Genomic DNA, 25,044 nt, shown 5'->3' on the forward strand with positions numbered 1-25,044 from the left:
TGAGGGGCAAACCGGCCCCGCGGGACCACGACGCGTAAGTGATCTCCATCACGGGAACCGCGTCGCGGCCGCCGCGGATCCGGCGGGGCGGCCGGGGGCCGGAGCGCCCGCCGTCCGCCCCGCCCCGTGTCCCCGTCAGGCCAGGCGGATCACGTTCCAGGACAGCGGTTCCAGCACGGCGTCCAGACGGCCGTCCGTGAGGGCCGTGCCCTCGACGGGGTGCGGGGTGACCCGGGCGGGGGCGTCGAGGGTGTTGCGGGCGTCGGGGTCGTCGTCCGCGAGGGCGCTGTGCTCGACGACCCGGGTCAGGCCGAGGCCGTTCAGGGCCACCTCCAGCGGGAGCGCGTCCGTGCGGCCGCGGTTGACGGCGAACACGGTGACCGAGCCGTCCCCGGCGCGTACGGCGGTGGCGTGTAGGAGGTCGGTCTCGCCGTACTTCGCCGTCCGGTACGTCGGGGAGTCGACGCGGACGTCCAGCACCTCGCCGCGGCCGTACGCCGACGCCTGCGCGAAGGGGAAGAACGTCGTCTGGCGCCAGGCCGGGCCGCCGGGCTCGGTCATGATCGGGGCGATGACGTTGACCAGCTGGGCGAGGCAGGCGACGGTCACGCGGTCGGCGTGCCGGAGCAGCGCGATGAGGAGGGAGCCGAAGACGACGGCGTCGGTGACGCTGTAGCTGTCCTCCAGCAGGCGCGGGGCCTCCGGCCAGTCGTGCCGCCCGAAGGTCCTGGCGCGCTCCTCCCAGCGGGAGAGGTACCACACGTTCCACTCGTCGAAGGAGAGGTTGATCTTCTTCTTCGACTTCAGGCGGGCGCCGACGTGGTCGCAGGTGGCGATGACGTTCTCGATGAAGGACTCCATGTCCACGGCCGACGCCAGGAAGGAGTCCACGTCGCCGTCGACCGGCTCGTAGTAGGCGTGCAGCGAGATGTAGTCGACCAGGTCGTAGGTCTCCGCCAGGACCGTCGCCTCCCACTCGGCGAACGTCGGCATCGACTGGCCCGACGAGCCGCACGCGACCAGCTCGACCGCCGGGTCGGCCTGGCGCATCGCGCGGGCCGTCTCCGCGGCGATCCGGCCGTACTCCCGGGCCGTCTTGTGGCCGGTCTGCCAGGGGCCGTCCATCTCGTTGCCCAGGCACCACAGGCGGATGCCGAAGGGCTCCTTGTCGCCGTGCGCGACCCGCAGGTCGGACAGGGCGGTGCCGGCGGGGTGGTTGGCGTACTCCTGGAGCTCCAGGGCCTCCGCGACGCCGCGCGTGCCCAGGTTGACGGCCATCATCGGCTCCGCCTGCGGGCCGATCTTCCGCAGGAAGGCGATGTACTCGGAGAGGCCGAAGCGGTTGGTCTCCGTCGAGTGCCAGGCCAGGTCGAGGCGGCGCGGGCGGTCCTCGGCCGGGCCGACCGAGTCCTCCCACTTGTAGCCGGAGACGAAGTTGCCGCCGGGGTAGCGGATGGCCGTCACGCCGAGCTCGCGGACCAGGTCCAGGACGTCCTGGCGCAGGCCGGCCTCGTCGGCGGTGGGGTGGTCCGGCTCGTAGATGCCGGTGTAGACGCAGCGGCCGAGGTGCTCGACGAAGCTGCCGAAGAGGCGGGGGCTGACCTCGCCGACGGTGAAGGCGGGGTCGAGGGTGAAGCGGGCGGTGCGCATGGTGTCCTTCCGGTGTTGGTGTCGTCCGCGGGTCGTGTGTGGCCGGTCGCGCCCGCGCGGCGGAGCCCGCACGGGGACGCCGGCCGGCGTCCCTGGCCGGCCTCGGGCCGGCCGTCCTTCGTCCGGGTGAGCCGGTTCAGGGCCGGCTCGGGCGTGCCGTCGTCCTCGGCGTCGTCGTGGTCGTACTCCGGCCGGTCCTCGCCCTTGCCCTTGTCCAGGAAGACGGACTGGCCGTCGCGTCGGCGGTGAGGGTGCTGCGCGCGGTCACGGTCACTGTCCCGCCAGTCCCGTGTGGGCGACGCCCGCCACGATCTGCCGCTGGAAGAAGACGAAGACGACGATGAGGGGCAGGCCCGCCAGCAATCCGCCGGCCATGAGCTGGGCCCACTGGATGCCGTAGGAGTTCATGACGGTCGCGATGCCGTTCGGCATGGTCATCAGGTCGGGGTTGCTGGTGACCATGTACGGCCACAGGAAGTTGTTCCACGACGCGATGAAGGTGAAGATGCCGACCGCGGCGAGGGAGGGGCGGGCGAGCGGGACGACGACGGTGAGGAAGACCCGCCAGCGGCCCGCGCCGTCGATGAAGGCGGCCTCCTCCAGCTCGCGCGGGACGCCCTGGAAGAACTTGTAGAGGATGTAGACCATCGCGGCGGGCGCGCACTGCGGCAGGATCATGCCCCAGTAGGTGTCGACCATCCCCATCTGCTGGACGGTGGTGAACAGCGGCACCCCGAGGACGGCCGGCGAGACCATCAGGCCCGCCATGACGACGCCCATCAGGACGCCCTTGCCCCGGAACTCGGTGCGGGCGAAGCCGTATCCGGCGAGCGCGGCGACGACCAGCACGACGGTCGTCACGCAGACGGAGACGACCAGCGAGTTCACGAACCAGTCGGTGATGTTGCCGTTCTCGATGATCGCCGACCACGCCTGGCCCGTCCACTCCTCCGGCAGCCAGCGCGGCGGCACCTCGACGGCCTCGGTCTCCGGCTTCAGCGAGGTGAACAGGGCCCAGGCGAGCGGGGAGAGGAACACCACGGAGACGGCGGCGCCGAGCAGGGTGAGGACGATCTGGCCGGGGGTCCAGGCCCGGCGCGGCTTGGCCGGGATCCGTGCGGCGCCGCTCATCGGCCGCCCTCCTCACGGTTGCGCAGCAGCCACATCCGCGCGAGGGCGACGGCCGCGATGATCAGGAAGAAGATGATGGAGACGGCGGAGGCGTAGCCCACGCGGTAGCCGGTGAAGCCCTCTTCGAGGGTGTACTGCACGAAGGTCCTGGTGGAGCCCTCGGGGCCGGGCCCGAAGTCCTGCATCACGACGGCCTGGTCGAAGACCTGGAGCGAGGCGAGGATCTGGAGGGCGACGACGAGGCCGGTGATGTTGCGCAGCATCGGCAGGGTGATGTGCGCCATGCGGTGCCAGGCGTTCGCGCCGTCCAGTGTGGCCGCCTCGTAGAGGTGGCCGGGGATGCCCTGGAGGGCGGCGAGGTAGAGCAGGAAGCTGAAGCCGACCGTCCACCACAGGGTGGTGACGACGACGGCGAGCATGGCGTACGTCTTGTCGGTGAGCCACGGGGTGTCGGTGCCGAAGACGTGGTTGATCATCCCGGTGCCGGGGTTGAACAGCCACTGCCACAGGTTCGCGGCGACGGTGGAGGGCAGCAGGAACGGGGCGAAGAAGCACAGCCGCCACAGCCACTTCCCGCGCTCGATGTGGTGGGCGAGCATCGCGAGGAGGAAGGCGAGGACGGTGATGCAGGGCACGGCCAGGAGCGTGAAGTACGCGCTGTGGCCGAGTGCTTCCCACATCAGGTCGTCCCGGAGGGCCTCGCGGTAGTTGCCGAGGCCGACGAAGCTCGCGCCCTCACCGGAGATGTTGGCGTCCGTGAAGCTGAGCCAGAGGCCGCGCAGCAGCGGCCAGACCACGAACAGCGCGAAGAGGACGAGGAACGGCGCGACGAACCAGCCGCCGTGCTGGAGGCCCTGCTTGCGGCGGACGGTGGCGCTCGCCGCGGTGGTCCTCGCGCGGGCGGGGGCGATGACGGTCCCGGCACTGGTCGTCGTCATGCGGCCGCACCTCCCTGCGCGGCGGTCTTCCCGTCCATGGGGTTCTTCATGGCGAGGAGGCCGGCGAGCGTGCTCCGCATCCGGCGGGCGGCGGCGTCCGGCTTGGCGGAGCCCATCGTCGAGGAGACGACGACCGGGCCGATGCGCTGGGCGAGGATGCCGGTGGAGCCGGCGAACCACGCCTTCGGCTCGGTGGCCTGGTGGTCCATGGCGGACACGTACTCGCTCTGCGGGTCCAGCTTCCGGTAGCCGGGGGTGGCCAGGACGGGGGTGTAGGCGGGGATGTGACCGCCGGCCGCCCAGGCCCGGGCGTTCCTGACGATGTAGGCGGCGAGCCGGTGGGCGCCCTCGTTGGCGGCGCCGCCCCGGCCGGACCGGTGCGGCAGCACGAAGGCGTGCGACTCGGCGTGGGTGGCCGGCCGGCCGAAGACGGGGGGCAGCGGGGTGGCGCCGTAGTCGACCTTCGCGGTGTCGAAGACCGGCACCGACCAGTTGCCCTCCCAGGCGAAGGGGGAGCCGTTGAGGAACTGCTCCGCGCCCGCGCCGCCGCCGAAGCCGGGGTCGGCGTACCCGTCGGTGACGTGCCGGCGCAGGAACTCCAGCACCTGGGTGGCCTTGTCGGTGTCGAAGGTGACCTCGGTGCGGGCCTCGTCGAACCAGGTGCCGCCGAGCTGGGTGTAGAACGCGACGAAGAACCACCACTGGAAGTTCTGGTCGTTGAGCCACAGGCCGATGGTCTGCAGGCCCTTCCTGGTGGCCGCCCTGGCCTCCTTCAGCATGGCGAACCACTCGTCGGCGGACGCCGGGGGGACCATCCGCCCGTCGGCGCCGAGCAGGCCGGCCTTGCGCAGGACGTCCTTGCGGTAGAAGCAGAGCTGCACGTGGATGTCGAGCGGGAGGGCGTAGAGCTTGCCGTCGATGACGGCGCGCCGCCACAGCTCGGGGTTGAAGTCCGCCTCGCGCACACCGTACTCGGCGAGCAGGCCGGTGTCCCAGGGGTCCAGGAGACGGCCGGGCGAGAAGCCGGTGACCCGGCCCAGGTGCATGACGCCGAGGTCCGGGGCGCGGTTGCCGGCCGCCGCCATGGCGAGCTTGGTGTAGAAGGGATTGCCCCACTGGAGGGTGGAGTCCTTCACCGCGACGTCCGGATGCTCCGCGCGGAAGGCGTCCAGCATCGCGACCATGTTGTAGCCGTCGCCACCGCTGAAGAGGTTCCAGTACGTCACCCGCGTGCGGGCGCCGGAGGCGAGTGCGTCGGCCCCGGTGCCGAGGGCGGCGAAGCCGAAGCTTCCCGCGACCGTCAGTCCGCCGAGGCCGGCCAGCATGTGCCTGCGGTTCAGGCCAGGTCGTCCCATTCCCTGCCCTTACTGTTCGAGTTCTCTAGCGTTCGATATGTCGAATGACGCTCGTAACTTCGAACGGACCGTAAGGTGGGAGCGCATGCGCGTCAATGGGTTGAACAGCAACTCGCGAAAACGGCGCAGGCGCGCGCCGGACGGCCCGCGACACCGCGGTCCGGACGATTCCCCGGGGCAGAGGAAGTCACCGGCCGGTGCGGGGACTCGCGTGACCCGGCCGGTAGGCCGCCGCCCCGCCCCCGGCCCGCCCCCGGCAGCGGGAGCGGCACTGCACCGGCCCGCTCCACGGCGGCGTACGGCGGCGGGACTACGCCGCCGCCCTCGTCGCCCCCGCCGCCCTCGGCCCGCTCGCCGGCCGGGTGAAGGCCCTCGCCGCCGCGGTGGCGATCCTGGACGCGGCGGAGAGCAGGGCCCGGCGCGCCCGTGCGAGCCGCGTGGACCCGGCGGGACTCCCGGGTCCGGTCACGGCGGTGTCCGGCGCCCCGGGGCGGCAGGGCGCGGCCGGCCGCGTACGCACCCGGGCCGGCGCCCCCGCGGACGGCACCCGCGCCCCCGGCCGGCCGCCCGGCCGGGAGAGGGGCCGCACCGCGGCGGCCCGCCCGCGCGGTCCACCGGTGCGGCACACGGCGGTACGGCCCGCGCGGGCCGCGGGACGGTGGGCGCACGTCGACGGGCGGGCACGGGGCGCAGGCGCGGGGACGGACCGGGAGCCGGCCGGGTGCCGCTCCCCCGGCGAGGGTGCGGACGAGGACGTGCCCGAGGGCTTGCGCGAGGGCGCGGGCGAAGGTGCCGGCGAGGGCGTGCGCGGGGCGCCGCTTCCGGTTTTCGGCCATTGTTGTCCGGGCCGGTGACCGTCTTCGTCCGTAACACCCTCATTCCTCCCGGCCCGCTTTGCCCACCCGGCTGACGGGAGGTGGCTGAAGCGAGGCCGGTCTTGGCATATTGCTGCATCGAACACCCGCGCAGCCACGGGGAGAACCGTGCGAACGAACAGGGAGATGCGTCGTCTCGCCGACGCCCTCATCGACTCCATACGGGTGCCGGTTCCCGCGGATCCCGAGGTCATGTTCCAGGCCGTCGTCGAGGCGGCCACACGGTGGCGCGGACGGGAGATCGTGGTCCACCGGGAGGTCTTCCCGCCGTACACCGCCAGCGGCCTCTGGCTGGAAGGGGAGACCCACGACGACGTGGTCGTGGACAAGCGTGCCGCCGTATGGCATCAGATCGTGATCTTCTGCCACGAGCTGTGGCACATGCACCAGCGGCAGTCGGCGGCCGGTCCGGACGGCCCGCGCGCCGCCGCCGCCCGCACCGACTTCACCCTCGCCGACGAGCAGGAGGCCGACCGCTTCGGCATGCTCATGGGCCGCCGGCTGCGCACCTGGCTGGAGGCTCCCGCGGACTCCGTGTACGCGGACCGCGGCGACGGCACCCAGGACCTCGCCGGCCGCATCGGGGCCGCTCTCAACTACCGCGGGACCCGACGATGAACGCGCTGACCAACTACCTGAGCGCCGGCCTCCTCTGGCTCGGCCTGCTGCTGAAGTCCCCGGACCTGCTGCGCCACCGGCACGACCCCTACCTGCGCTCGATCTGCGCCGTGCTGGCCCTGGCCGGCCTGTGCTTCCTGCTCGGCGCCCCGCCCACCGTCGGCGCCGTCAACCGGCTCAGCGGCGTCCCCAACCTGGCGGCGCCGGTGACGTACGTCGCGATCACCGCCTACAGCGCCGCCTCCCAGGTGCTGGTCGTCCGCTGGCGCGGCGGGCCGGGGATGCGGCGCACGGCCCGGCGCTGGGTCCTCGCGTACACGGCCGTCGTCACCGGCATCGTGGTCACGTTCCTCCTCGGCGAGGCACCCGTGGAACGCCGCACCGACCTGGACACGTACTACGCGAGCACGCCGTACATCCGCGAGATGATCCTGCTCTACCTGCTGGGCCACCTCACCGCGTCCGCCGTCACCACGGTCTCCGCCCTGCGCTGGGCCCGCCGGGTGCGCGGCTGGCTGCGGGCGGGCCTCGCCACCCTCGGACTCGGCACCCTGTGCGGCGCCGGATACAGCGTCAGCAAGCTGGCCGCCGTGGCCGCCCACTGGGCCGGCCGCGACTGGTCGGCGCTGGACCGCAACGTCTCCCCGGCGGCCGCCGGCCTGGGCGCCGTCGTGACCGTCACCGGCATCCTGGTCCCGCTCGCCGGTCCCCGGCTGACCGCCTGGCGCCGGACCCGGCGGACCTACGCCCGCCTCGAACCCCTCGAACGCGAACTGGACGACCTCCTCACCCGTCACGCCCTGCGCCTGCCCCGCCCCCGCTGGGCCTCCCCCGCCACCCGGCTGGTGTGGCGGCAGACGAGCATCCACAACGCCCTCGGCCACCTGGACGCGTACATGGACTGCGCCCTGTACGACCGGACCCTGCGGGCCGTGCTGCGCGCGACGGACGACCCCCGGCGGGCCTCCGCCGTGGCCTGGGCGACGGTCATCACGGCGGCCGTACGGGAGGCCGCCGACGCGGCCGGCACCCGGCCCCCCTGCCCGCCCGGCCTCTTCCCCGACCGGGCCCCGGAACCGGCCGCGCTGGTGGACATCGCCGACGCCCTCGCCGCCGGCGGCCTCCCGCACGGCGCGCCCGAGCCGCAGCCGGTCGCCGCCGCCCGGAGCTCGCACGCATGAGTCTCGTCGTCTTCGTGGGGGCCGCGGCGCTCGCGCTGGCCGCCGTCGTCCTGTTCCGGCGGCCCGGCACCGTCGACCGCAACCCGCTGACGGTCTCCACGTGCGTGGCCGTCAGTCTCGGCGCCCTGGTGCTCTGCTGCTCGGCACCGGTGACCCTGGCCGCCGTCAACGACCTGACCGGCGTCCCCAACTTCGGCGCCCCGCTCACCTACGGCATGCTCTCCGCGTACAGCTGCTCCCTGCTGATCCTGCTCGTCTACTGGCGCGGCGGGCCCCGCGAACGGGTGCGGCGCATGGTCCGGTTCAGCATCGCCGCCTACGGCCCGCTGATCGTGGCCATCGTCGTGCTGTTCGTGCTCGCCGACGCGCGCACCGAGCGGCTGACCGACCTCGACACCTATTACGCGAACACGCCGTACATGCGCGAGATGATCGTGCTGTACCTGGTCGGGCACACCGCCGCCATGGTCGCGATGTGCGTCGTCTGCCTGAAGTGGGGCCGCGAGGTCACCGGGCTGCTGCGCGCCGGGCTGCGGCTGATCATGATCGGGGCGCTGCTGGACCTGCTGGGCTTCCAGCTCACCAAGTACACCGCCGTCGTGGCCCGCTGGACGGGACACGACCTCGACGGCCTGTCCACCAACGTCGCCCCGCCGATGGCCTCCCTCGCCGCCCTCGTCTGCTCCGTCGGCTTCGTGCTGCCCAGGCTGCTGCCCGCCGCCGTGGCCCACTGGTGCGGGCTGCGCGACTACTGCCGGCTCGGACCGCTGTGGTCCCGGGTCTCGTTCGTCGCCACGGCCCCGAAACCGCCCGCCGCCTGGTGGCAGCCGCCACTGGAACGGCTGCACCGGCGCGAGGTCGCCATCCACGACGCGCTGCTCGCCCTGGCCCCGTACTTCGACGACCGGGTGCGGCGGACCGCCCTGTCGGCCGCCCTGGACAGCGGCCGGACCCCGCACGAGGCGCGGGTCACGGCCGAGGCGGCCATGCTCGACGCCGCCGCCCGGCGGGCCGCCGCCCGGCAGGCGCCGCTGCCCGCGCCCAGCGGCCACCGGCTGCACGCCACCGAGGTGTCCGGCCCGGGCGCCCTGGTGGAACTGGCACAGGCCCTCGCCCGGACTCCTGCCGCGAACACGGCAGGTGAAGGTACGGTGAAGGCCTTCCAGGACTGAACGCCCTTTCCCCGGGTGCCACGCCTGGTCACCCGCCGTCCCGGCCGAGTGCGAGGAGCCCCATGTCGCGTAGAGCTGTCGTCATCGGTGCCGGACTGGCCGGGATGCTGGCCGCGGCGGCGCTGTCCGCCGTCGCCGACGAGGTGGTCGTCTGGGACCGCGACGACCTGCCCGACGGGCCCGAGCACCGCAAGGGACTCCCGCAGGGCCGCCACGCCCATCTGCTCCTCGCCGGCGGACTCGCCGCGATGGAGGACCTGCTGCCCGGCGTCGGCCTGCGGGACCGGCTGCTCGCCGCGGGCGCCAGGGAGGTCTCGCTCGCCTCCGGCATGGTGTCGCTGACCTCGGAGGGCTGGCTGCGGCGCTGGCAGGGGCCGGGACCGCACACGCTGGCGTGCAGCCGCGCCCTGCTCGACTGGGTGGTGCGGGAGGCCGTACCGGCGCACACCGGGGTGAAGGTACGCAAAGGACAGGTCGTCGAACTGACCGGCGACACATGGCGGGTCACCGGCGTACGGGTGTCGACGCCGAGCGGCAGCGAGGACCTCGACGCCGACTTCGTCGTCGACGCGAGCGGGCGCGGCTCCCGGGTGGACACCTGGCTGCGGGCGCTGGGCGTCACCGGCGTCCGCGTCCGGACCGTCGACGCCGGCCTGGTCAACGCCACGCGCGTCTACCGCATACCCGAGGGCGCCGAGGACTTCCCCGTCACCGTCCTGCACGCCGACCCCTACGGGTCCCGGCCGGGCCGCAGCGGGATGGTCCTGCCCATCGAGGGCGGCCGCTGGATGGCGAGCCTCGCCGGCACCCGCGGCGGCGAACCCCCGTCCGACCCCGACGCCTTCCTGCGCTACGCCCTCGACCTGCCCCACCCCCTCGTGGGCCGGCTGATCTCCCGCGCCGAACCGCTCACCGACGTCCACGTCAGCCGCAGCACCAGCAACCACCGGCGCTACCTGGAGAAGACCCGCCACTGGCCGGAGCGGTTCGTCGTCCTCGGGGACGCGCTGGCCACCTTCAACCCGGCCTACGGGCAGGGCATGTCGGTGGCCGCGCTCGGCGCGCGCGCCCTCGCCCGCGAACTGCACCGCGCCGGACTCACCGGGCCCGGCGTCGCCCGGCGGGCGCAGCGCGGGGCCGCCGGGGCGGTGCACGCCGCCTGGACCATGGCGGTCGGCCAGGACATCTGGTACCCCGGCACCCGCGGCGGCACCCCGGGCCTCGCGGACCGCCTCGTCACCGCGTACACCCGCCGGATGACCCGCGCCATGACCGGTTCCCACAGCGCCGCGTCCGCCGTCTGGGACGTCAGCAGCATGACCGCGGGGCCGGAACGGCTGCTGCGGCCCGCCGCGGTCCTCGCGGCGGCGCTCGGCCCGGTGAAACGCCCCCTGTCCGCACCGCCCCTGAGCCCCGGCGAACTCAGGGCGGCCGGCCTCGCCCAGGGCCTGTCGTCCGGATCCGGCCGGCCGTGAGGTGCGGCGCCTTCCGGTACGTGCAGCTGCACGACGGAGGAGGGAGCCGAAACGGAGCTTCGGCGCGTGACGACACGCGGCAGATGTGCGTGCCGGACCCCGCGGCGACGGGATGATCCGGACGACGGGCCCTGGCCCCGGGGACCGGCCGGCGGCCCGCCGGCCCGGCGGCGGGACCTGCCCGGCCACCCACCGCAGGAGCGCGGGAAGCGGCGCGGCACCGGCCCGCACCCGCACCCGACCCGCACCCGCACCCGCACCCGCACCCGCACCCGCACCCGCACCCGCACCCGCACCCAACCACCACAACGCACCGCAGGGGCGCGGGAAGCGGCGCGGTGGCCGGCACCGGCCCGCACCGCGCACACCGCCGCAACCCGCCCCAGAGGCGCGGGGAACCGCGCGACCAGCCCCCCACCGGCCCGCCCCCGCCCGGGGGGGGCCACGCGCGGCCGGCGGCGGCCGCTAGCCCGCGAACACCCCCTGCGCGAACCCCTGGCCCGCCCCCGGGATCACCAGGAGGGAGCCCGCCAGGGGGTGCGGGGCGGTCAGGCCCACGCGGGCCGTCGTGACGTACAGGTCCCTGAGGTCGGGCCCCCCGAACGCGCACGCCGTGACGCGGGGAGTCGGCAGCGGGACGACCCGGTCCAGCTCGCCGCCGGGCGTGTAGCGGCGGACCGCCCCGCCGTCCCACAGCGCCACCCACACACAGCCCTCCGCGTCGACGGTGAGGCCGTCCGGGAAGCCCGCGCCCTCCTCGATCTCGGCGAGGGGGCGGCGCCCGGTCACCCGGGTGCCCTCGACGTCGAAGACGTCGATGCGGCGGGTCGGGGTGTCGACGTAGTACATCAGGCGCCCGTCCGGGCTCCAGCCCGTGCCGTTGCTGACGGTCACGTCGTCCAGGACGACGTCCACCGTGCCGTCGCCGGTGAGCCTGGACAGCGTGCCGCCGCCGGGCGCCTCGTCGTAGCGCATGGTGCCCGCCCACAGCGCGCCGTCGGGGGCGACGGCCGCGTCGTTGGCGCGGCGGCCGGGGACCGGCTCGTGGTGCAGCCAGCGGAAGGCGCCGTCGGGGTCGAGGAGGCCGACGCCGTCACGGAGGTTGAGGACGAGACCGCCGCCCGCCCGCGGCTTGACCGCGCCGATGTGCTGCCCGGTGGTGCGGACCGTGCGGCGGCCGGTGCCCGGTTCCCAGGTGTGCAGCCGGGAGCCGAGGATGTCGATCCACAGCAGGCGGTCACCGGCGGCGTCCCAGGTGGGGCCTTCGCCGAGGGTGGCCTCGGCGCGTACCGCGACCTCGTACGCCGTCACGCCGCCACGCCCCGGTGGCCGAGCCGCTCGGAGAGTTCGGCGGCACCCTTGGCGGCGAGCTGTTCGAGTTCGGCGCGGCGCTCCTCGCTCCAGCGGATCATCGGCACGGAGATGGAGAGCGCGGCGACCACCTTCCCGGTGCGGTCGCGGACCGGCGCGGCCACGCAGCTGACGTCCGGGTTGGACTCGCGGCTCTCCACGGCGATCCCGCGGTGGCGGATCTCGGCCAGGGCCTCCCGCAGCGCGGCCGGCTCGGTGATGCTGTTCGGTGTCATCGCGACCAGCTCCGCGTCGTCGGGGACGCGGGCGGCGAGTTCCGGTTCGGGGAGGGAGGCGAGCAGCATCTTGCCGACGGAGGTGCAGTGGGCCGGCAGGCGGCGGCCGGCGGCGGAGACCATGCGCACCGCGTGGGTGGAGTCGACCTTGGCGATGTAGATGACGTCGGTGCCTTCGAGGATGGCGACGTGCACGGTCTCGTCGCAGGTCTCGGCGACGCTCCGGGCGACGTGCTGGCCCTCGGCGGCGAGGTCGAGCTGTTCGGCGTAGCGGCTGCCGAGCTGGTACGGGCGCACGCCCAGCCGGTAGCGTCCGGGCTGGCCGGGCACCTGGACGATGTACGACCGGGCGGCGAGCGTGGTGACCAGCTCGTGGACGGTGGTGCGGGGCAGCTGGAGCCTGCGCACGATGTCGGGGGCGGAGAGCGTCCCGTCACCGTCGAGGAACAGTTCCAGGATGTCGAGAGCCCGGGTCACGGCAGGTACGAGACGTCCCACGGCCGACCCCTCCCTGTGTTCGAGATTTCAACTGATGGTCGTAATAGCGAACACAGGCTACTCATGGAGCCTTCGGCGGGGCAATGCTTCGGCCGCAGCACCCTGGGCCCGCTTCTCGAGCCGGGTTTCGACGCCGGCGGCACGAGCCCGGGCGCGAACCGCGCCCCCGTGCTGCCGTGTCCCGGGGGCTCGTACCGGGGCGCGTCCGCCGAACCGCCCTGGAGCCCGGCCGGTTCGGCGAGCACGGTCCCGTACGTCCGAGCCCGTCTGCGACACTCGCCCCATGAGCGGCACCCGGCCCCCCTTCACCCCCCTCGACTTCCAGCTGGTCCTGCTGCGCCGGATGGCCGACCACAACCCCGACCTGGTGGCCGACGCCCGCCGCGCGCTCGGGGTCTCCCTGACCGACATGCGGGAGGCGAACAGACGCTGGCAGGCCATGGTCCGCTCGCCGCGGGGCCGGACGGCCGCCGGCCGCTACCGCTCCGTCCTCGGCGCCCCGGAGTCCCGCACTCCCCGTCGCATCGGCGACCTGGAGTGCGAGGCCTGGCAGTGGCCGGTCCCCCTCTGGCCGGACCTGCGCTTCGAGGTGCTGGCCGGTGCGGGCGGCGCGGTCTGGAACGAGTGGCTGGTGCGTGCCCCGGGCGCCGCTGCTCCGGCCCTGCGCACCCTCGCCGACCTCACTCCCTGGTCCTGCACCATCGACGAGGCCGCCCGTGCCTTCGCCCCCGCCCGCCCCCTCCAGGGCACGGCTCCGACCCGCTGGGGCCTCGTCCTCACGGGGCCGGGCGGGGAGGAGGCCGTGGCCGAGTTCACCTGGGGGCTGTTCCAGCGGGTGCTGTCGCCGCCCGCCCCGGTCCCGCCGAAGCCGGGCTGAGCAGGTGCCCGGCCCGCCGCCGGCCGCTCCCCCGCGACGGCCACTCCCCCCGCCGGCCGCCCCGCCGGCCGCCCCGCCGCCACTCCCCGGGCGGCCTGCGGAACTTCGCCGCGCCGTCGTGCGTTCGCAGGGACGACCGATCGTACGAGGTGCGGTCCCGCGGTGGTGCCGGACTCGGGGGAAGTGAGCGACTCATGGCCATGGTGGGCCTGTTCTGGATCGTCGAGGGCGACGTGTACGTGGGGGCGAAGCCGTCCGGGCTGGCTCCCGGGGTGCGTCTGACCCCCGAGGGTGTGCTGGCCCTCGGAGAGCGGCAGTCCGGCCTCCATCTGTGGGAGGACATACGGGAGCTGACGGTGACGGGCGTCCCGGTGAAGTCCCTCAAGCGGCAGGTCGGCCTGGTCAGGGACCTGGCCGTCGACATGGTGACGAACCTGGCCCTGCCCATCGGCCCGAGCCAGACGGACCAGGGCCCGGCGTCGATGACGGTGCGCGTGGAGTCGCCGGGCGGCGCACACGCGCTGACCGCCTACGCGGCCGCGGCTGTCGGCTACTCCCCGGCGGAGGCCGACCTGTCCCACACCGTCCTGTCCCGCCTCACGGAGGGCGCCGCGACGATGGCCACGACGCTGGCGGCGATGTCGGAGTGGGGCCGTACGCGGGAGGACGAGGGGACGCCCCGGGCCGCGGAGCGGGAGCGGCTGCTGCGGGAGTGGGCGGGGTAGGGCGTCCGGCGTCCGCCCGGGGACCCGGCGTCGCCCGGGACCGTGCGTCCCGGCCCGAGCCGCGACACGGGACCGGAGCCCGGCTCCCCGGCCCGGGTCGTCCGGTCGCGGTCCCCGGCCCCCCGGGGACGGGTGCGCCCACGCCGGCTCCGCGGGGTCGGACGCGGCGCGGGCCACCTCGTCGAGGTCCGGGTCCCCGCCCGGCGGTCCGTGTGGTGCGGTGCGGTCACCGGGATGTCCTGGCTGCGTAACAGGCAGCCAGGACATCCGCCCCGGCCACCCCGGCGGCTCATAAGATCTTCACATTCAAACTATCCCGGCCGGGAGGGTTCCGGCGGGCTTCAGTGTGGGGATCATCATGCGCATTCGCTCCTTCGTGGGCGCCCTCTGCGGCGCCCTGGCTCTTTCCGCGCTCGCCGTCCCGGCGGCCCAGGCGGAGGAGAACCCCCTCACCTTCTCCAGCGTCGCCATCAACAGCGGTCAGCCGCTGGTCGTGGGCACCGGCACGCCGAAGCAGTTCCGCGTGCACTACAACGTCCACCACACCCACGAGCTGTACACCTCCGCGGCGACCCTCTACGCGGGGGGCCTCGACACGCGCAGCGCCCAGAGCCGGCCGGTGAGCGAGCCGACCTGCCGGGACCTGAGCGACACCGTCGCGCGCTGCGTGCAGACGCTGGCCATCGACCCGAAGTCGCTCGTCGACAACGGGGTCGCCGGCACCTGGCACGTCTACCTCCAGGCGACCGACGCGGACCACAACGTGGCCGGCAAGGGCGGCCTGTACCCGACGAAGGTGCTGCGCGCCTCCACCCTGGCCCACACCGACGCCGCCCCCGAGCCGGTCGCCAAGGGCAGGACCCTGACCATCACCGGCAAGCTCGCCCACGCCGACTGGACCACCCACACCTACACCGGGCAGGCAGGCCGGCCGGTGGCGCTGCAGTTCCGTCCCGACGGCGGCTCCTACGCCACGGTGAAGACGGTCGACACCGGCAGCGGCGGCGCGCTGAAGACCACGGTGACCGCGGAGACCTCCGGCGCCTGGCGCTGGTACTACGCGGGTGACTCCGCCACCGTCAACGGGGTCGTCGCCGTCGGTGACGCCGTCCTCGTCGAGTAGCCGGTCAACCGGCCGTTCGGGCAGCGGGCCGAGCGGCCGGAGGGCGCGGTCCCGGGCCTCGTCCCGCCGCGCCCAGCACCGCCTCGACCACCCGCGCCATCGACACCGGGTGCAGGCCGAGGAACAAGTTCGGTTCCACCAGCTCCAGTTCCATGACGACGGGCCGGCCGTCCTCCCCGTCCACCAGGTCGACGCGCGCGTACAGCAGCCGGGCCGGGTCGGGGACGGCGGCCAGGGCCCGTTCGGCGACCGCCAGTTCGGCGGCGCTCGGCTGCCACGCCGCCACCCCCGGATGCGGCACCTTCGGCGCGTCGTAGGCCGTCCCCGGCGTGAGGACGGCCCCCTTGCGGCTGGCGTGCAGCAGCGAGCCGCCGAAGAACTGCAGCGCCCGCTCCCCGGTGACGTCGACGGCCCGCAGATAGGGCTGCACCATCGCGGTGAACCCTTCCTCGTGCATCCGCGCCAGCTGCCGTACGGCGGTCTCCCGCTGATCCGGGGTGTAGCGGGCGGCGAACCGGGCGCCGGCGCCGGAGGTGGGCTTGACGACGTACTCGTGGTCGTCCGGCAGGTCGGGGCGCTCGCCGGGGGCGATGTACCGGGTGGGCACGGTCGGCACCCCGGCCTCCGCGAGTTCCCCGAGGTAGCGCTTGTCGGCGTTCCACCGCACCACGTCCGCCGGGTTCGCCAGCCGCGTGAGCGCCTGGCACTTCTCGGCCCACTCCAGGAACTCCTGCGCCCGCCAGCTGTAGTCCCAGGTGGACCGGATCAGCGCGAGGTCGAAGGCGGACCAGTCGGCGCCCTGGTCGTCCCACGCCACGACCCGGGTGTCCGCGCCCGCCTCCCGCAGCGCGCGTTCCAGTGCCGGCAGATCCCGGTCGACGGCCACTTCCGGTCCGGGACGGCAGGTGACCAGGGCTATACGGGACGGCATGGCGGCATTTCCCTCCGGACGACGGCTGACCGGGCGCAGGCTAACAACGCTCCCGCGGCCGGAACAGTGCGGGAGGCGGCGGCCTGATAGGAACGAACGGGTATGCCGACCCCGACAGCCCGTCCCGACGGCCAAGGAGTACGCCGCGTGTCCTCTCTCTTCCCCGCGCTCGCCGACGGCGCCGCAGGCGCGCGCCCCGCCCTCCGGTTCGGCCCGCGGTCCCTGACCTACGCCCAGCTCGCCTCGGCCGCCGGTGCGGTGGCCCAGCGGGTGCGGGGCGCCGGGCGGGTCGCCGTGTGGGCGACGCCGGAGCTGGAGACGGCCGTCGGGACGGTGGGCGCCCTCCTCGCGGGGGTGCCCGTGGTGCCGCTGAACCCGAGGTCCGGGGAGCGGGAGCTGGAGCACGTGCTGGGCGACAGCGCGCCCGCCGCCGTACTGGCCGCACCCGGTGACGACCTGCCCGCCGCGCTCGCCGGGCCCGCGCGGATCGATGTCGACGTCACCGCCGTGGGCGCCCGCCCGGAGGAGACCGCCGGCGACGGCGACCCGGCGCTCGTCGTCTACACCTCCGGCACCACCGGCCCGCCCAAGGGCGCCGTCATCCCGCGCCGGGCGATCGCCGCCACCCTGGACGCGCTCGCGGACGCCTGGCAGTGGACCGGGGACGACGTGCTGGTGCAGGGGCTGCCGCTGTTCCACGTGCACGGGCTGGTGCTGGGTGTCCTCGGCCCGCTGCGCCGGGGCGGCGCCGTGCGGCACCTCGGGCGGTTCACCACCGAGGGGGTGGCGGCCGAGCTCGGCTCGGGCGCGACCATGCTGTTCGGGGTGCCGACGATGTACCACCGGATCGCGGAGGCGCTGCCGGGGGACCCCGGGCTGGTGGAGGCGCTGTCCGGCGCCCGGCTGCTGGTCTCCGGGTCGGCCGCGCTGCCGGTGCACGACCACGAGCGGATCGCGGCGGCGACGGGGCGGCGGGTGATCGAGCGGTACGGCATGACGGAGACGCTGATGAACACCAGCGTCCGCGCCGACGGCGAGGCCCGGCCCGGGACGGTGGGGGTGCCGCTGCCGGGGGTGGAGCTGCGGCTGGTGGAGGAGGACGGGTCGGAGGTGTCCGCGTACGACGGGGAGACCGTCGGCGAGATCCAGGTGCGCGGCCCCAACCTGTTCACCGAGTACCTGAACCGGCCCGACGCCACGGCCGCCGCGTTCACCGCCGACGGCTGGTTCCGTACCGGGGACATGGCGGTGCGGGACCCCGACGGCCAGGTCCGGATCGTGGGCCGCAAGGCGACGGACCTGATCAAGAGCGGCGGGTACAAGATCGGCGCCGGGGAGATCGAGAACGCCCTGCTGGAGCATCCGGGGGTGCGGGAGGCCGCCGTCACCGGGGAGCCCGACCCGGACCTGGGCGAGCGGATCGTCGCCTGGATCGTGCCCGCCGACCGCGAACGCCCGCCCGAGGCGGACGAGTTGGCGGACCACGTCGCCCGGCGACTCGCCCCGCACAAGCGGCCCCGGGTGGTCCGCCACCTCGACGTCCTGCCCCGCAACGACATGGGCAAGATCATGAAGCGGGCGCTGGGCCGTGGCTGAACGCCGTCCGAGCGCCCGTGATGCCATCGCCCTCGTCGCCGACCGCTTCGCGGAACTGCCCTGCGCCATGAGGGACTACGCGCCCGACGGCCCCCTCGGCTGGCAGGGCTACGACGCCTCCCGGGCCCGCGCCGCCGAGCGCACCGGCGAGGCGGAGTCGGTGGTGTGCGGCACCGCCGAGGTCGAGGGCGGCCGGGCGGTGCTGATCGCCTTCGAGTTCGGCTTCCTCGGCGGCTCGCTGGGCGAGCGCACCGGGGACCGGCTGGAGGCGGCGTACACCTACGCGCGCGAGCACCGGCTGCCGGTGGTGCCGCTGATCGCCACCGGCGGCAGCCGGATGCAGGAGGGCATGCGCGCGCTCACCCAGCTCCAGCGGGTGGCCCGCCAGTCGGTGCTGACCCGGGAGGCCGGGCTGCCGCAGATCGCCGTACTGCGCGATCCGACCACCGGTGGCGGCTGGGCCACGCTCGGCGCGGGCGCGGACGTGGTGCTCGCCCTGGAGGGCGCCCAGGTGGGGTTCGCGGGCTCCCGGGTGCGCCCGGCGGACGCCGACCCGGCGGCGTACACGGCCGAGGCGCAGCTCGCGGCCGGCGCGGCCGACGCCGTGGTCCCGGCCGAAGGGCTGCGGCCGCTCCTGGGCCGCTGGCTGCGCCTGCTCACCGCCCCGGCCGCCGCCCCGGCCGGCGAGCCCGCTCCCCCGCCCCTCCCCCTCGGCCGCACCGAACCGCCCGCCTCGGGCTGGGACGCGGTGCTGCGCGCCCGCGCGCCCGGCCGTCCGCGCGCCGGGCACTACCTCGACGCCTACTTCACCGAGCGGGTCGCGATCCGCGGCGACCGCTGCGGCGGCACCGACGACGGCATGCTGTGCGGCTTCGGCGCGCACGAGGGACGCACCGTGGCCTACGCCGCGCAGACCGGCACGGCGACCCGGCCCGCCGGCTTCCGCACCGCCGCGCGGCTGATCCGGCTCGCGGACCGGCTGGGCATCCCGGTGCTGACGCTGGTGGACACGCCGGGTGCGGCCAACGACGCGGAGGCGGAGCGGCAGGGGGCGGGGGCGGCGATCGCGGAGGTGTTCGCGGCGGTGGCCGGCGCGCGGACACCTCTGACGACGCTGGTGATCGGGGAGGGCGGTTCGGGCGGGGCGCTGGCCCTCGCGGCCCCCGGCAACACCTGGGCCACGCCGGACAGCTACTTCTCCGTCATCGCACCCGAACTGGCGGCGGCCATCCTCAAGCGGCCCGTCACGCGGGTGGCGGCGACGGCGGACCAGCTCCTCATCCGGCCGCAGGACCTGGAGCGCCTGGGCGTGGCCCGGGTGCGGACGGGCGAGCAGCCGTTCCCCGGGACCGGGTGACCGCCCCGCTGCGGGCCGCGGCCGGCGGTCCGAATGGTACGCCGAGGCGCCGCCGCCCCGTCCCGGGGAGCGGCGGCGCCGTCCGCCGCCGGCGGCCGGTCAGCGCACGGTGACCGCCCGGACGATCTCCTGGACCACCGACCCGCCCCGGTCGTCCCGTGCCGAGGCCCGCAGCGAGACCGAAGCCGCGCCCTCCGGCACGTGCAGCGTGCCGCGCCAGGCGGCCGGACCGGCCTCGCCGAGCGGCACCTCCCGCCAGGTCACGCCCTCGTCGTACGACACGTCGAGGGTGCCGCCGCCGAGCGTCCCGGTGCCCGCCGCGCCCCGCACGTACTCGGCGTGCACCCGCACCGGCAGCCGGCCCTCGGGCACCGTGCCCGCGAGGTCGGTGCCGAGGCCGAAACCGAGGTTGATCAGCGGCAGGACGGTGCGCCGGTCCTCCGGTGTCCCGGCCGAGCGGAAGGTCCACTCGGTGTGCCCCTCGGTGGCGGCCGGCCAGCGGGCCGGGTCGAGCGCGGTGTCGGTGACCACGGTGTACGTCCGCTCCTCGGCGGGCGCGTCCCCCACGTACGCGGTGCTGCCGGTGCGCCGGTCGACGAGCTCCCCGTCGAGGTACACCGCCGTGGTCTGGGACATGCCGCTCTCCTCGCTCCACACGTCGCCGAAACCGGTGTGGTCGGGCCCCGAGTCGCCCCAGCCGGGGGTGTTGAAGGAGAGCCGGCCGCCGGTGCGCTCCTGGCCCCAGCCGAGGCCGGTGCCGAGCCAGGGGTGCCAGACCGGCTTGAACCAGTCCAGCGCGGGCCGGGTGCCGCCCCGGTAGCGGACGAGTCCGCTGCGCTGCTCCAGCTCGCCGGCCCCGAGGTCCACCGACTCGTGCCACAGCTGTCCGGGGCCGGTGGAGACGTGATCGGTGCGTTCGGCCGGGTAGTCGATCCGCTCCTTGAAGCCGACACCGATGGGGAAGGTGCCGGTGATCGAGTAGCGGAACTCCGCGCCGGAGACCGGCCGCGCCGCGTGGAACCCGGCCCGCACGGCGGCCAGTTCACGGCCGGGCCGGTAGGTCAGGTCGCGGTCCGGCACGGCGCCCGGGTAGCCCTTCGACAGGTCGTAGACGTACGGCGTGTTCTTCGTGCCGGTCATGTCGACCCGCCCGGCGTCCCGCAGGCGCCGCGCGTCCGCCGCGCCGACCGTGGCGATCGGGAACGGGCGGTCGCCGCCGTCGTCGGAGCCCCACCAGGCGTTCAGCCGGCCCGGCGCGTCGTCCGTCACGAACAGCGCGGCGACGCCCGCGTCCTCGGCCGCCGCGGCGAGCGCGGCCGGTTCGGTGCCCTCGGTCAGCTCGGCCAGCACCGCCTTGCCCCGCACCCCGGTCAGCGGGCCGCGGCCGACGTCCGCCAGGGGCAGCCGCACCCGGCCCTCGGCGAGGGTGCCGCCGGACTGGGCCAGCGCCTCGCCGACGCCCCGCACCGCCAGCGGCGGCTTGCCGAGCCGCCACACGGTCCGGTACTCGAAGCTGCCCCGGGTGACCTTCCGGGTGGGCGCCGCGAAGACGCTGTCGTACGTCACCGGCACCATCACCGCGCCGAACAGCTCGGCGCCGTGCGCGCGGCGGTCGTACTCCATGAGCAGCTGCCGGGTCTGCGTGCGCCGGCCGACCTCGGCCGTGATCTGCCGCAACCGCCGTCCGTCGAGGGTGACCTCGCGGTCCCGGTCGAGGACGATCTCGGGGTCCGCGAGGAAGCCGAGGCCGAGCGAGTCGGCGCCGTGGCCGCCGCGCACGTCGAGGAAGGACGTCACACTGTACGTCCCGGGCGCGAGCCGCAGCCGCAGCGTGCCGGAGGCGCCGACGTGCGCCGGGACGGGCTCCGCGGTCGCGGCGAGCCGCTGCACGACGAGGTCCGCGGCGTCGCCGGCGCCGTCACGGTCCTTGACGTGGACCGTGAGCGTGTACCGCTCCTCCTCCTTGACCAGGCCGAACACGGTGTGCGCCACCGGCGTCCCGGCGACGGCGGCCACGATCCGCCCGCTGGTGTTCCCGGCCGGCGCCCGGGCCCCGTCCCCGGTCACCGTGGTGGACGCGGTGCCGTGCGCGGGGACGGTGAGCGTGGCGTCGGCGAGGGTGGCGACCCCGTCCGCGCCCCGCACGGACAGCTCAAGCGTGACCGGCTCGTCACCTGAGTTGGCGTAGGTGACGGTCCTCGTGACGGGCTCGTTCGCCTCGTACGGCCAGCGGAAGAAGCCGAAGTCCACGCTGCCCGTCGCGGTGACCCGCGCCCGCACCGCGTCCGGCACGCTGACCCGGCCCGCGCCCAGCGTGTACGCGGACGCGTCCAGCGGCGCGGACGTCGACAGCAGCGCGTCCTTCAGCCGGGCGCCCGTCCACTCGGGGTGCCGTTCGGCGAGCAGCGCGGCCGCCCCGGCGACGTGCGGCACCGCCATCGACGTACCGCTCATGGCGGTGTAGGCGCCGCTGCCCTCGCTCAGCGAGGAGCGGGCGGCGAGGATGCCGACACCGGGGGCGGCCAGGTCCGGCTTCAGGGCGTGGTCGCCATGGCGCGGGCCCGCGCTGGTGAAGGGGGCGGCCGTGTCGGCGGCGTCGACCGCGCCGACCGTGAGGGCCGCGTCGGCGGCGCCGGGCGAGCCGATCGAGGAGGGCGCGCCGGTGTTTCCGGCGGCGACGACGAACAGGGCACCGGTCTGCGCGGAGAGGGTGTTCACCGCCTGCGCCATGGGGTCGGTGCCGTCGCTGGGCTCGGTGGAGCCGAGGCTCATGGAGACGATGTCGGCGCCCACCTCGCGGGCCGCCCACTCCATCCCGGCGATGATCTGCGACTCGCTGCCCGAACCCTGGTCGCCGAGCACCTTGCCGACGGCGAGGTCCGCACCGGGGGCGACGCCGCGCTCCGTGCCGCCGGAGGCGGCGCCGCTGCCGCCGACGGTGGACGCGACATGGGTGCCGTGGCCGTTGCGGTCGGCGATCTCCTCGCCCTCGACGAAACTGCGGCTCGCCGTTATCCGCCCCGCCAGGTCGGGGTGGCTCGCGTCCACCCCGCTGTCGAGGACGGCGACGGTGACGCCCTCGCCGGTGAGCCCGGCCTGCCAGGCGGCCGGGGTGCCGATCTGGGCGTTGCTTTCGGCCATGTCGGCGGTGACCCGCCCGTCCAGCCAGACCCGGTCGATCCCGGTGCCCGGCCGGGTGAACTCCCGCCAGAACACCCGGCCCCTGCCGGCCGCGACGGCGGCCCCGCGCACCGAGGGCAGCGCGCGGGTCCGTGCGGCGCCGCGCGGGGTGACGGCCCGCGCGCCCTTCTCGTACGTCACGATCAACGGCAGCGCGTCCGACCGGTCGTCGCCGAGTCCTTGCCGCAGCAACGCGCCGACGTCGAAGAGCCGTTCGTCGAGCGTGCCCGCGCGCAGGTACGGCAGTGCCTCGTCCGGTACGACGCTCAGGGCGCCGTTCGCGCCGCGGGTGCGCACCGCGCCGGTGGCGCCCGCGGGCCGTTCGACCTCGACGGCCTTCCTCCCGCCGCCGAGGTCGGTGACGGTCACCCGGTCGCCGGTGACGAGGGTGACGGTCCGGGCGGCGCTCGCCGTCCGGGTGACCGCCGGGGCCGCCGCCGTACCGCCCGCCGCGTCCGCCGCGTCCGCCTGCGCGGCCGGCAGCAGCGGGAGCACGAGCCCCGCCGACAGGAGCGCCGCCCCGCGTCCGACTGGTCCTCTGATCATCCCGAGCCTCTCTCGATGGAGTGGTGGGACGAGTGTCGGGTCACGCGTGCCGCGAGGGAGGCGGCCGGACGTGGCGGGTTGGCGCTGTGGCGGTTTTCCGCCAGTGCGGCGGACCGCGGCCGGCGGTTGCCGGGACATCCGCAACACCCCTCCGCCACAATGGAGTTCGGCGAGGTCACGGGTACCACCCACGGGGGAGCGGACAGGGCATGGACGGTCTGGTGCAGTACAAGACCGAGGAGGGCGCGCTGGTCGTCGTGGAGGGCGTCGAGGACGCCACCGGCGCCCGGCTCGTCGCCCGCGGCGACGGACCCGCACAGGCGACGCGCACCTTCGAGGGGGCGCTCGACGGGGTGCGCGCGGCGGCGGAGTCCGCGCTGCGGGTGTTCCGCGACGGCACCCTGCGACCGGACTCGGTGGAGCTGGAGTTCGGCATCAAGATGACGGCGGAGGCCGGGGCGGTGATCGCCAAGGGGGCCGCGGAGGGCCACATCCTCGTCCGGCTGAGCTGGCAGCCGGAGCAGCCCGCCGGATCCGCATGAGCACCTCCGCGTGGCACACCCGGATCGTGTGCGGCGGCGAGGTCGGCGCGGGCTTCCTGGTCTCCGCGCGCCGGGTGCTGACCTGCGCCCACGTGGTGCGGTCCAGTGACACGGCGGAGATCACCGTCGCCTTCCCGGGCCGCCGGGACCTGGGCGCCGTCCCCGCCTCCGTGGCCGTGCACGGCGGCTGGCGGGGCGGCGCCGCCGACCCCGGCGACCTGGCCGTGCTGGAGCTGGCGCGGGAGGTGGACGTCACCCCGGCCGCCTTCGCCCCGCCCGGCGCCGAGCACGGCGGTGCGGAGCTGGTGGCGTACGGCTTCCCGCGGGGGTACGACGAGGGCATGCTCGCCTCCTACCGGGCGCTGCCCGGGCCGCTGATCTCCGGCGAATGGGTGCAGCTCGAGGCGCGCACCGCGCACGGTCAGCCGCTGGCCGCCGGGTTCAGCGGGGCCGCGGTGACCCTGGCCGACGGCACGGTCGTCGGGATGGTCTCGGCGATCGCCGGCGACCGCACGGTGCGGGTGGGCCGGATGCTGCCCACCGAGGTGATGGCCCGCTACTGGGGCGAGCTGGGCGAGCTGGTCCCCACGCCCGGCCACCGCCCGGAAGTCCGCCGGCGGCTGTACGGGCTGCTCCGGCGGGCCGCGCGGACCGGTCTCGTCTGCGACCCGGACCGGCTGTACGTCGACGCGGTGGGCGCGTTCGGGCCGCCGCTGCCCGAGGGCGGCTTCGACTCCCTCACCCGGGCGGCGGCGTACGTCCAGTGGGAGGTGCCGGACGCGGGGGCGGTGGGCCGGTTCGCGGACCGGCTGGCGGAGCTGCTGACCGCGGGGCCCGCGCGGCCGGACCCGGCGGACGGCTCCGGGACGACCGCCTGGGCGCCGATCGTCGTGGAGATCGAGCACAGCGGCGCGGGCACCGACCAGGTCACCGTCGAGGTCTTTGCCTACCGCGACGGGCAGCGCCGCCCGGTCGGGGCGCGCCGGCTGCCGCGCACCGCGGTACGCGCCTTCGTGCAGGAGCGGATCGACGAGGCGTTCGCCCAACTCGCGCCGGACGCGGAGGAACTCATCACCTTCGTGCTGCCCCGGGAGTGGCTGAACGAGCCGGTCGCCCGCTGGGAGTGCAGCCCCGACGACGCCACCCCGCTGGGCTGCGCCTACCCGCTCGTCGTCGCCGACCGCGCCCGGCACCGCAGCGGCCGGCTCCGTCACCAGCTCACCAAGAAGTGGCAGAAACTGGACGTCGGCGGCGGGAGCGCCCTGCACCGGATCGGCTGCGGCGCCCCGGAGCGGCCGCCGAGCCTGCGCAAGCGGCTGCGCGACCACGACGCCGGCCTCGCCGCCTACGCCGCCCCGCCCACCGCCGTGCGCCCCCACTTCGAGGCGGGTCTCAACGTGCCCGTCCCGGTGTTGCTGTGGCCGCGCACCGGCTGCCCCGGCACCGGCCACGACGGGCCCTGCGCGGGCGAGGCCTTCCTCGACGAGCTCGCCGAGTCCGTCACCGGCGTCCCGCCCGCCGAACTCCCCCGGCACGTGCGCATTTTGCGCGAGACCGCGGAGGCCGCGGACGAACCGGACCGGCACTGGGCCCGTGACGTCCAGCTGCTGTGGGACGACCCGCGCCGCTTCCCCGAACCGGCCGCCTCCCGCCACTCACCCGTCACCCCCGTCGCCTGACCCCCGCTC

Annotated in this window: 19 protein-coding genes; 11 read left to right on the plus strand and 8 right to left on the minus strand. The window is 75.2% G+C overall.

Annotated features, from left to right (window positions below; translation table 11 throughout):
* Positions 1-135: 135 nt before the first annotated feature.
* The 4 genes from SGLAU_RS10985 to SGLAU_RS11000 all read right to left on the minus strand — a co-directional run bounded on the left by SGLAU_RS10985 (position 136) and on the right by SGLAU_RS11000 (position 5,074).
* Entirely contained in the window at positions 136-1,650 is a 1,515-nt protein-coding gene (locus SGLAU_RS10985) for an alpha-N-arabinofuranosidase (protein ID WP_043500622.1), read from the minus strand.
* Positions 1,651-1,920: 270 nt separating this feature from the next.
* Positions 1,921-2,781 (minus strand): carbohydrate ABC transporter permease, encoded by an 861-nt coding sequence (locus SGLAU_RS10990; RefSeq protein ID WP_043500625.1) that lies wholly within the window; start codon positions 2,779-2,781, stop codon positions 1,921-1,923.
* Complete coding sequence (locus SGLAU_RS10995; protein WP_043500626.1) at positions 2,778-3,719, minus strand: carbohydrate ABC transporter permease; 942 nt, start codon at positions 3,717-3,719, stop codon at positions 2,778-2,780. Before SGLAU_RS10995 ends, SGLAU_RS10990 begins: the two co-directional genes overlap by 4 nt.
* On the minus strand, positions 3,716-5,074 hold the full coding sequence (locus SGLAU_RS11000) for an extracellular solute-binding protein (protein WP_043500628.1): 1,359 nt from the start codon (positions 5,072-5,074) through the stop codon (positions 3,716-3,718). Before SGLAU_RS11000 ends, SGLAU_RS10995 begins: the two co-directional genes overlap by 4 nt.
* A gap of 983 nt (positions 5,075-6,057) precedes the next feature.
* On the opposite strand from SGLAU_RS11000, the gene SGLAU_RS11010 reads away from it, so the two are divergent.
* The 4 genes from SGLAU_RS11010 (at position 6,058) to SGLAU_RS11025 (ending at position 10,395) form a co-directional block, all read left to right on the plus strand.
* On the plus strand, positions 6,058-6,567 hold the full coding sequence (locus SGLAU_RS11010) for a hypothetical protein (protein ID WP_043500630.1): 510 nt from the start codon (positions 6,058-6,060) through the stop codon (positions 6,565-6,567).
* A complete protein-coding gene (locus SGLAU_RS11015) occupies positions 6,564-7,748 on the plus strand; it encodes an MAB_1171c family putative transporter (RefSeq protein WP_052413707.1) in 1,185 nt (394 codons plus the stop codon). The genes SGLAU_RS11010 and SGLAU_RS11015 overlap by 4 nt, the downstream gene beginning before the upstream one ends.
* Complete coding sequence (locus SGLAU_RS11020) at positions 7,745-8,920, plus strand: MAB_1171c family putative transporter (RefSeq protein ID WP_043500633.1); 1,176 nt, start codon at positions 7,745-7,747, stop codon at positions 8,918-8,920. The genes SGLAU_RS11015 and SGLAU_RS11020 overlap by 4 nt, the downstream gene beginning before the upstream one ends.
* 62 nt (positions 8,921-8,982) lie before the next feature.
* Positions 8,983-10,395 carry an FAD-dependent monooxygenase gene (locus SGLAU_RS11025; protein WP_078957675.1) on the plus strand — a complete coding sequence of 471 codons (1,413 nt, stop codon included), beginning with the start codon at positions 8,983-8,985 and terminating at the stop codon, positions 10,393-10,395.
* Positions 10,396-10,860: 465 nt separating this feature from the next.
* Here the strand turns inward: SGLAU_RS11025 and SGLAU_RS11030 are convergent, their stop codons facing one another.
* Together SGLAU_RS11030 and SGLAU_RS11035 are read right to left on the minus strand one after the other, a co-directional pair.
* A complete protein-coding gene (locus tag SGLAU_RS11030; RefSeq protein ID WP_043500637.1) occupies positions 10,861-11,706 on the minus strand; it encodes an SMP-30/gluconolactonase/LRE family protein in 846 nt (281 codons plus the stop codon).
* Positions 11,703-12,479 carry an IclR family transcriptional regulator gene (locus tag SGLAU_RS11035; RefSeq protein WP_043500639.1) on the minus strand — a complete coding sequence of 259 codons (777 nt, stop codon included), beginning with the start codon at positions 12,477-12,479 and terminating at the stop codon, positions 11,703-11,705. The genes SGLAU_RS11030 and SGLAU_RS11035 overlap by 4 nt, the downstream gene beginning before the upstream one ends.
* Positions 12,480-12,762: 283 nt before the next feature.
* Here SGLAU_RS11035 and SGLAU_RS11040 point away from each other — a divergent pair, with 283 nt between their 5' ends.
* The 3 genes from SGLAU_RS11040 to SGLAU_RS11050 all read left to right on the plus strand — a co-directional run bounded on the left by SGLAU_RS11040 (position 12,763) and on the right by SGLAU_RS11050 (position 15,204).
* On the plus strand, positions 12,763-13,356 hold the full coding sequence (locus SGLAU_RS11040; protein ID WP_043500641.1) for a hypothetical protein: 594 nt from the start codon (positions 12,763-12,765) through the stop codon (positions 13,354-13,356).
* A gap of 194 nt (positions 13,357-13,550) precedes the next feature.
* Complete coding sequence (locus tag SGLAU_RS11045; protein ID WP_043500643.1) at positions 13,551-14,081, plus strand: hypothetical protein; 531 nt, start codon at positions 13,551-13,553, stop codon at positions 14,079-14,081.
* Between the two features lie 358 nt (positions 14,082-14,439).
* Positions 14,440-15,204: a hypothetical protein gene (locus SGLAU_RS11050; protein ID WP_043506487.1), complete on the plus strand. Its 765-nt coding sequence runs from the start codon at positions 14,440-14,442 to the stop codon at positions 15,202-15,204.
* Between the two features lie 4 nt (positions 15,205-15,208).
* Here SGLAU_RS11050 and SGLAU_RS11055 read toward each other — a convergent pair whose 3' ends face one another.
* Positions 15,209-16,135: an ATP-grasp domain-containing protein gene (locus tag SGLAU_RS11055; RefSeq protein ID WP_052413709.1), complete on the minus strand. Its 927-nt coding sequence runs from the start codon at positions 16,133-16,135 to the stop codon at positions 15,209-15,211.
* Positions 16,136-16,282: 147 nt separating this feature from the next.
* On the opposite strand from SGLAU_RS11055, the gene SGLAU_RS11060 reads away from it, so the two are divergent.
* Complete coding sequence (locus SGLAU_RS11060) at positions 16,283-17,731, plus strand: acyl-CoA synthetase (protein WP_043500645.1); 1,449 nt, start codon at positions 16,283-16,285, stop codon at positions 17,729-17,731.
* Positions 17,724-19,088: a carboxyl transferase domain-containing protein gene (locus tag SGLAU_RS11065; RefSeq protein WP_043500648.1), complete on the plus strand. Its 1,365-nt coding sequence runs from the start codon at positions 17,724-17,726 to the stop codon at positions 19,086-19,088. Before SGLAU_RS11060 ends, SGLAU_RS11065 begins: the two co-directional genes overlap by 8 nt.
* Before the next feature lie 99 nt (positions 19,089-19,187).
* Here the strand turns inward: SGLAU_RS11065 and SGLAU_RS11070 are convergent, their stop codons facing one another.
* Positions 19,188-22,814 (minus strand): S8 family serine peptidase, encoded by a 3,627-nt coding sequence (locus SGLAU_RS11070; RefSeq protein ID WP_043500649.1) that lies wholly within the window; start codon positions 22,812-22,814, stop codon positions 19,188-19,190.
* Between the two features lie 209 nt (positions 22,815-23,023).
* Here SGLAU_RS11070 and SGLAU_RS11075 point away from each other — a divergent pair, with 209 nt between their 5' ends.
* Together SGLAU_RS11075 and SGLAU_RS11080 are read left to right on the plus strand one after the other, a co-directional pair.
* Complete coding sequence (locus SGLAU_RS11075; protein WP_043500650.1) at positions 23,024-23,356, plus strand: CU044_2847 family protein; 333 nt, start codon at positions 23,024-23,026, stop codon at positions 23,354-23,356.
* A complete protein-coding gene (locus SGLAU_RS11080; RefSeq protein WP_043500651.1) occupies positions 23,353-25,035 on the plus strand; it encodes a trypsin-like peptidase domain-containing protein in 1,683 nt (560 codons plus the stop codon). The genes SGLAU_RS11075 and SGLAU_RS11080 overlap by 4 nt, the downstream gene beginning before the upstream one ends.
* Positions 25,036-25,044 lie beyond the last annotated feature (9 nt).

Source organism: Streptomyces glaucescens (assembly GCF_000761215.1).
Lineage (GTDB): Bacteria > Actinomycetota > Actinomycetes > Streptomycetales > Streptomycetaceae > Streptomyces > Streptomyces glaucescens_B.

Coding starts and splice junctions, on each gene's coding strand:
- SGLAU_RS10985 (WP_043500622.1), bottom strand. CDS start 1,650: ATGCGCACCGCCCGCTTCACCCTCGACCCCGCCTTCACCGTCGGCGAG.
- SGLAU_RS10990 (WP_043500625.1), bottom strand. CDS start 2,781: ATGAGCGGCGCCGCACGGATCCCGGCCAAGCCGCGCCGGGCCTGGACC.
- SGLAU_RS10995 (WP_043500626.1), bottom strand. CDS start 3,719: ATGACGACGACCAGTGCCGGGACCGTCATCGCCCCCGCCCGCGCGAGG.
- SGLAU_RS11000 (WP_043500628.1), bottom strand. CDS start 5,074: ATGGGACGACCTGGCCTGAACCGCAGGCACATGCTGGCCGGCCTCGGC.
- SGLAU_RS11015 (WP_052413707.1), top strand. CDS start 6,564: ATGAACGCGCTGACCAACTACCTGAGCGCCGGCCTCCTCTGGCTCGGC.
- SGLAU_RS11020 (WP_043500633.1), top strand. CDS start 7,745: ATGAGTCTCGTCGTCTTCGTGGGGGCCGCGGCGCTCGCGCTGGCCGCC.
- SGLAU_RS11025 (WP_078957675.1), top strand. CDS start 8,983: ATGTCGCGTAGAGCTGTCGTCATCGGTGCCGGACTGGCCGGGATGCTG.
- SGLAU_RS11040 (WP_043500641.1), top strand. CDS start 12,763: ATGAGCGGCACCCGGCCCCCCTTCACCCCCCTCGACTTCCAGCTGGTC.
- SGLAU_RS11045 (WP_043500643.1), top strand. CDS start 13,551: ATGGCCATGGTGGGCCTGTTCTGGATCGTCGAGGGCGACGTGTACGTG.
- SGLAU_RS11050 (WP_043506487.1), top strand. CDS start 14,440: ATGCGCATTCGCTCCTTCGTGGGCGCCCTCTGCGGCGCCCTGGCTCTT.
- SGLAU_RS11055 (WP_052413709.1), bottom strand. CDS start 16,135: ATGCCGTCCCGTATAGCCCTGGTCACCTGCCGTCCCGGACCGGAAGTG.
- SGLAU_RS11070 (WP_043500649.1), bottom strand. CDS start 22,814: ATGATCAGAGGACCAGTCGGACGCGGGGCGGCGCTCCTGTCGGCGGGG.
- SGLAU_RS11075 (WP_043500650.1), top strand. CDS start 23,024: ATGGACGGTCTGGTGCAGTACAAGACCGAGGAGGGCGCGCTGGTCGTC.
- SGLAU_RS11080 (WP_043500651.1), top strand. CDS start 23,353: ATGAGCACCTCCGCGTGGCACACCCGGATCGTGTGCGGCGGCGAGGTC.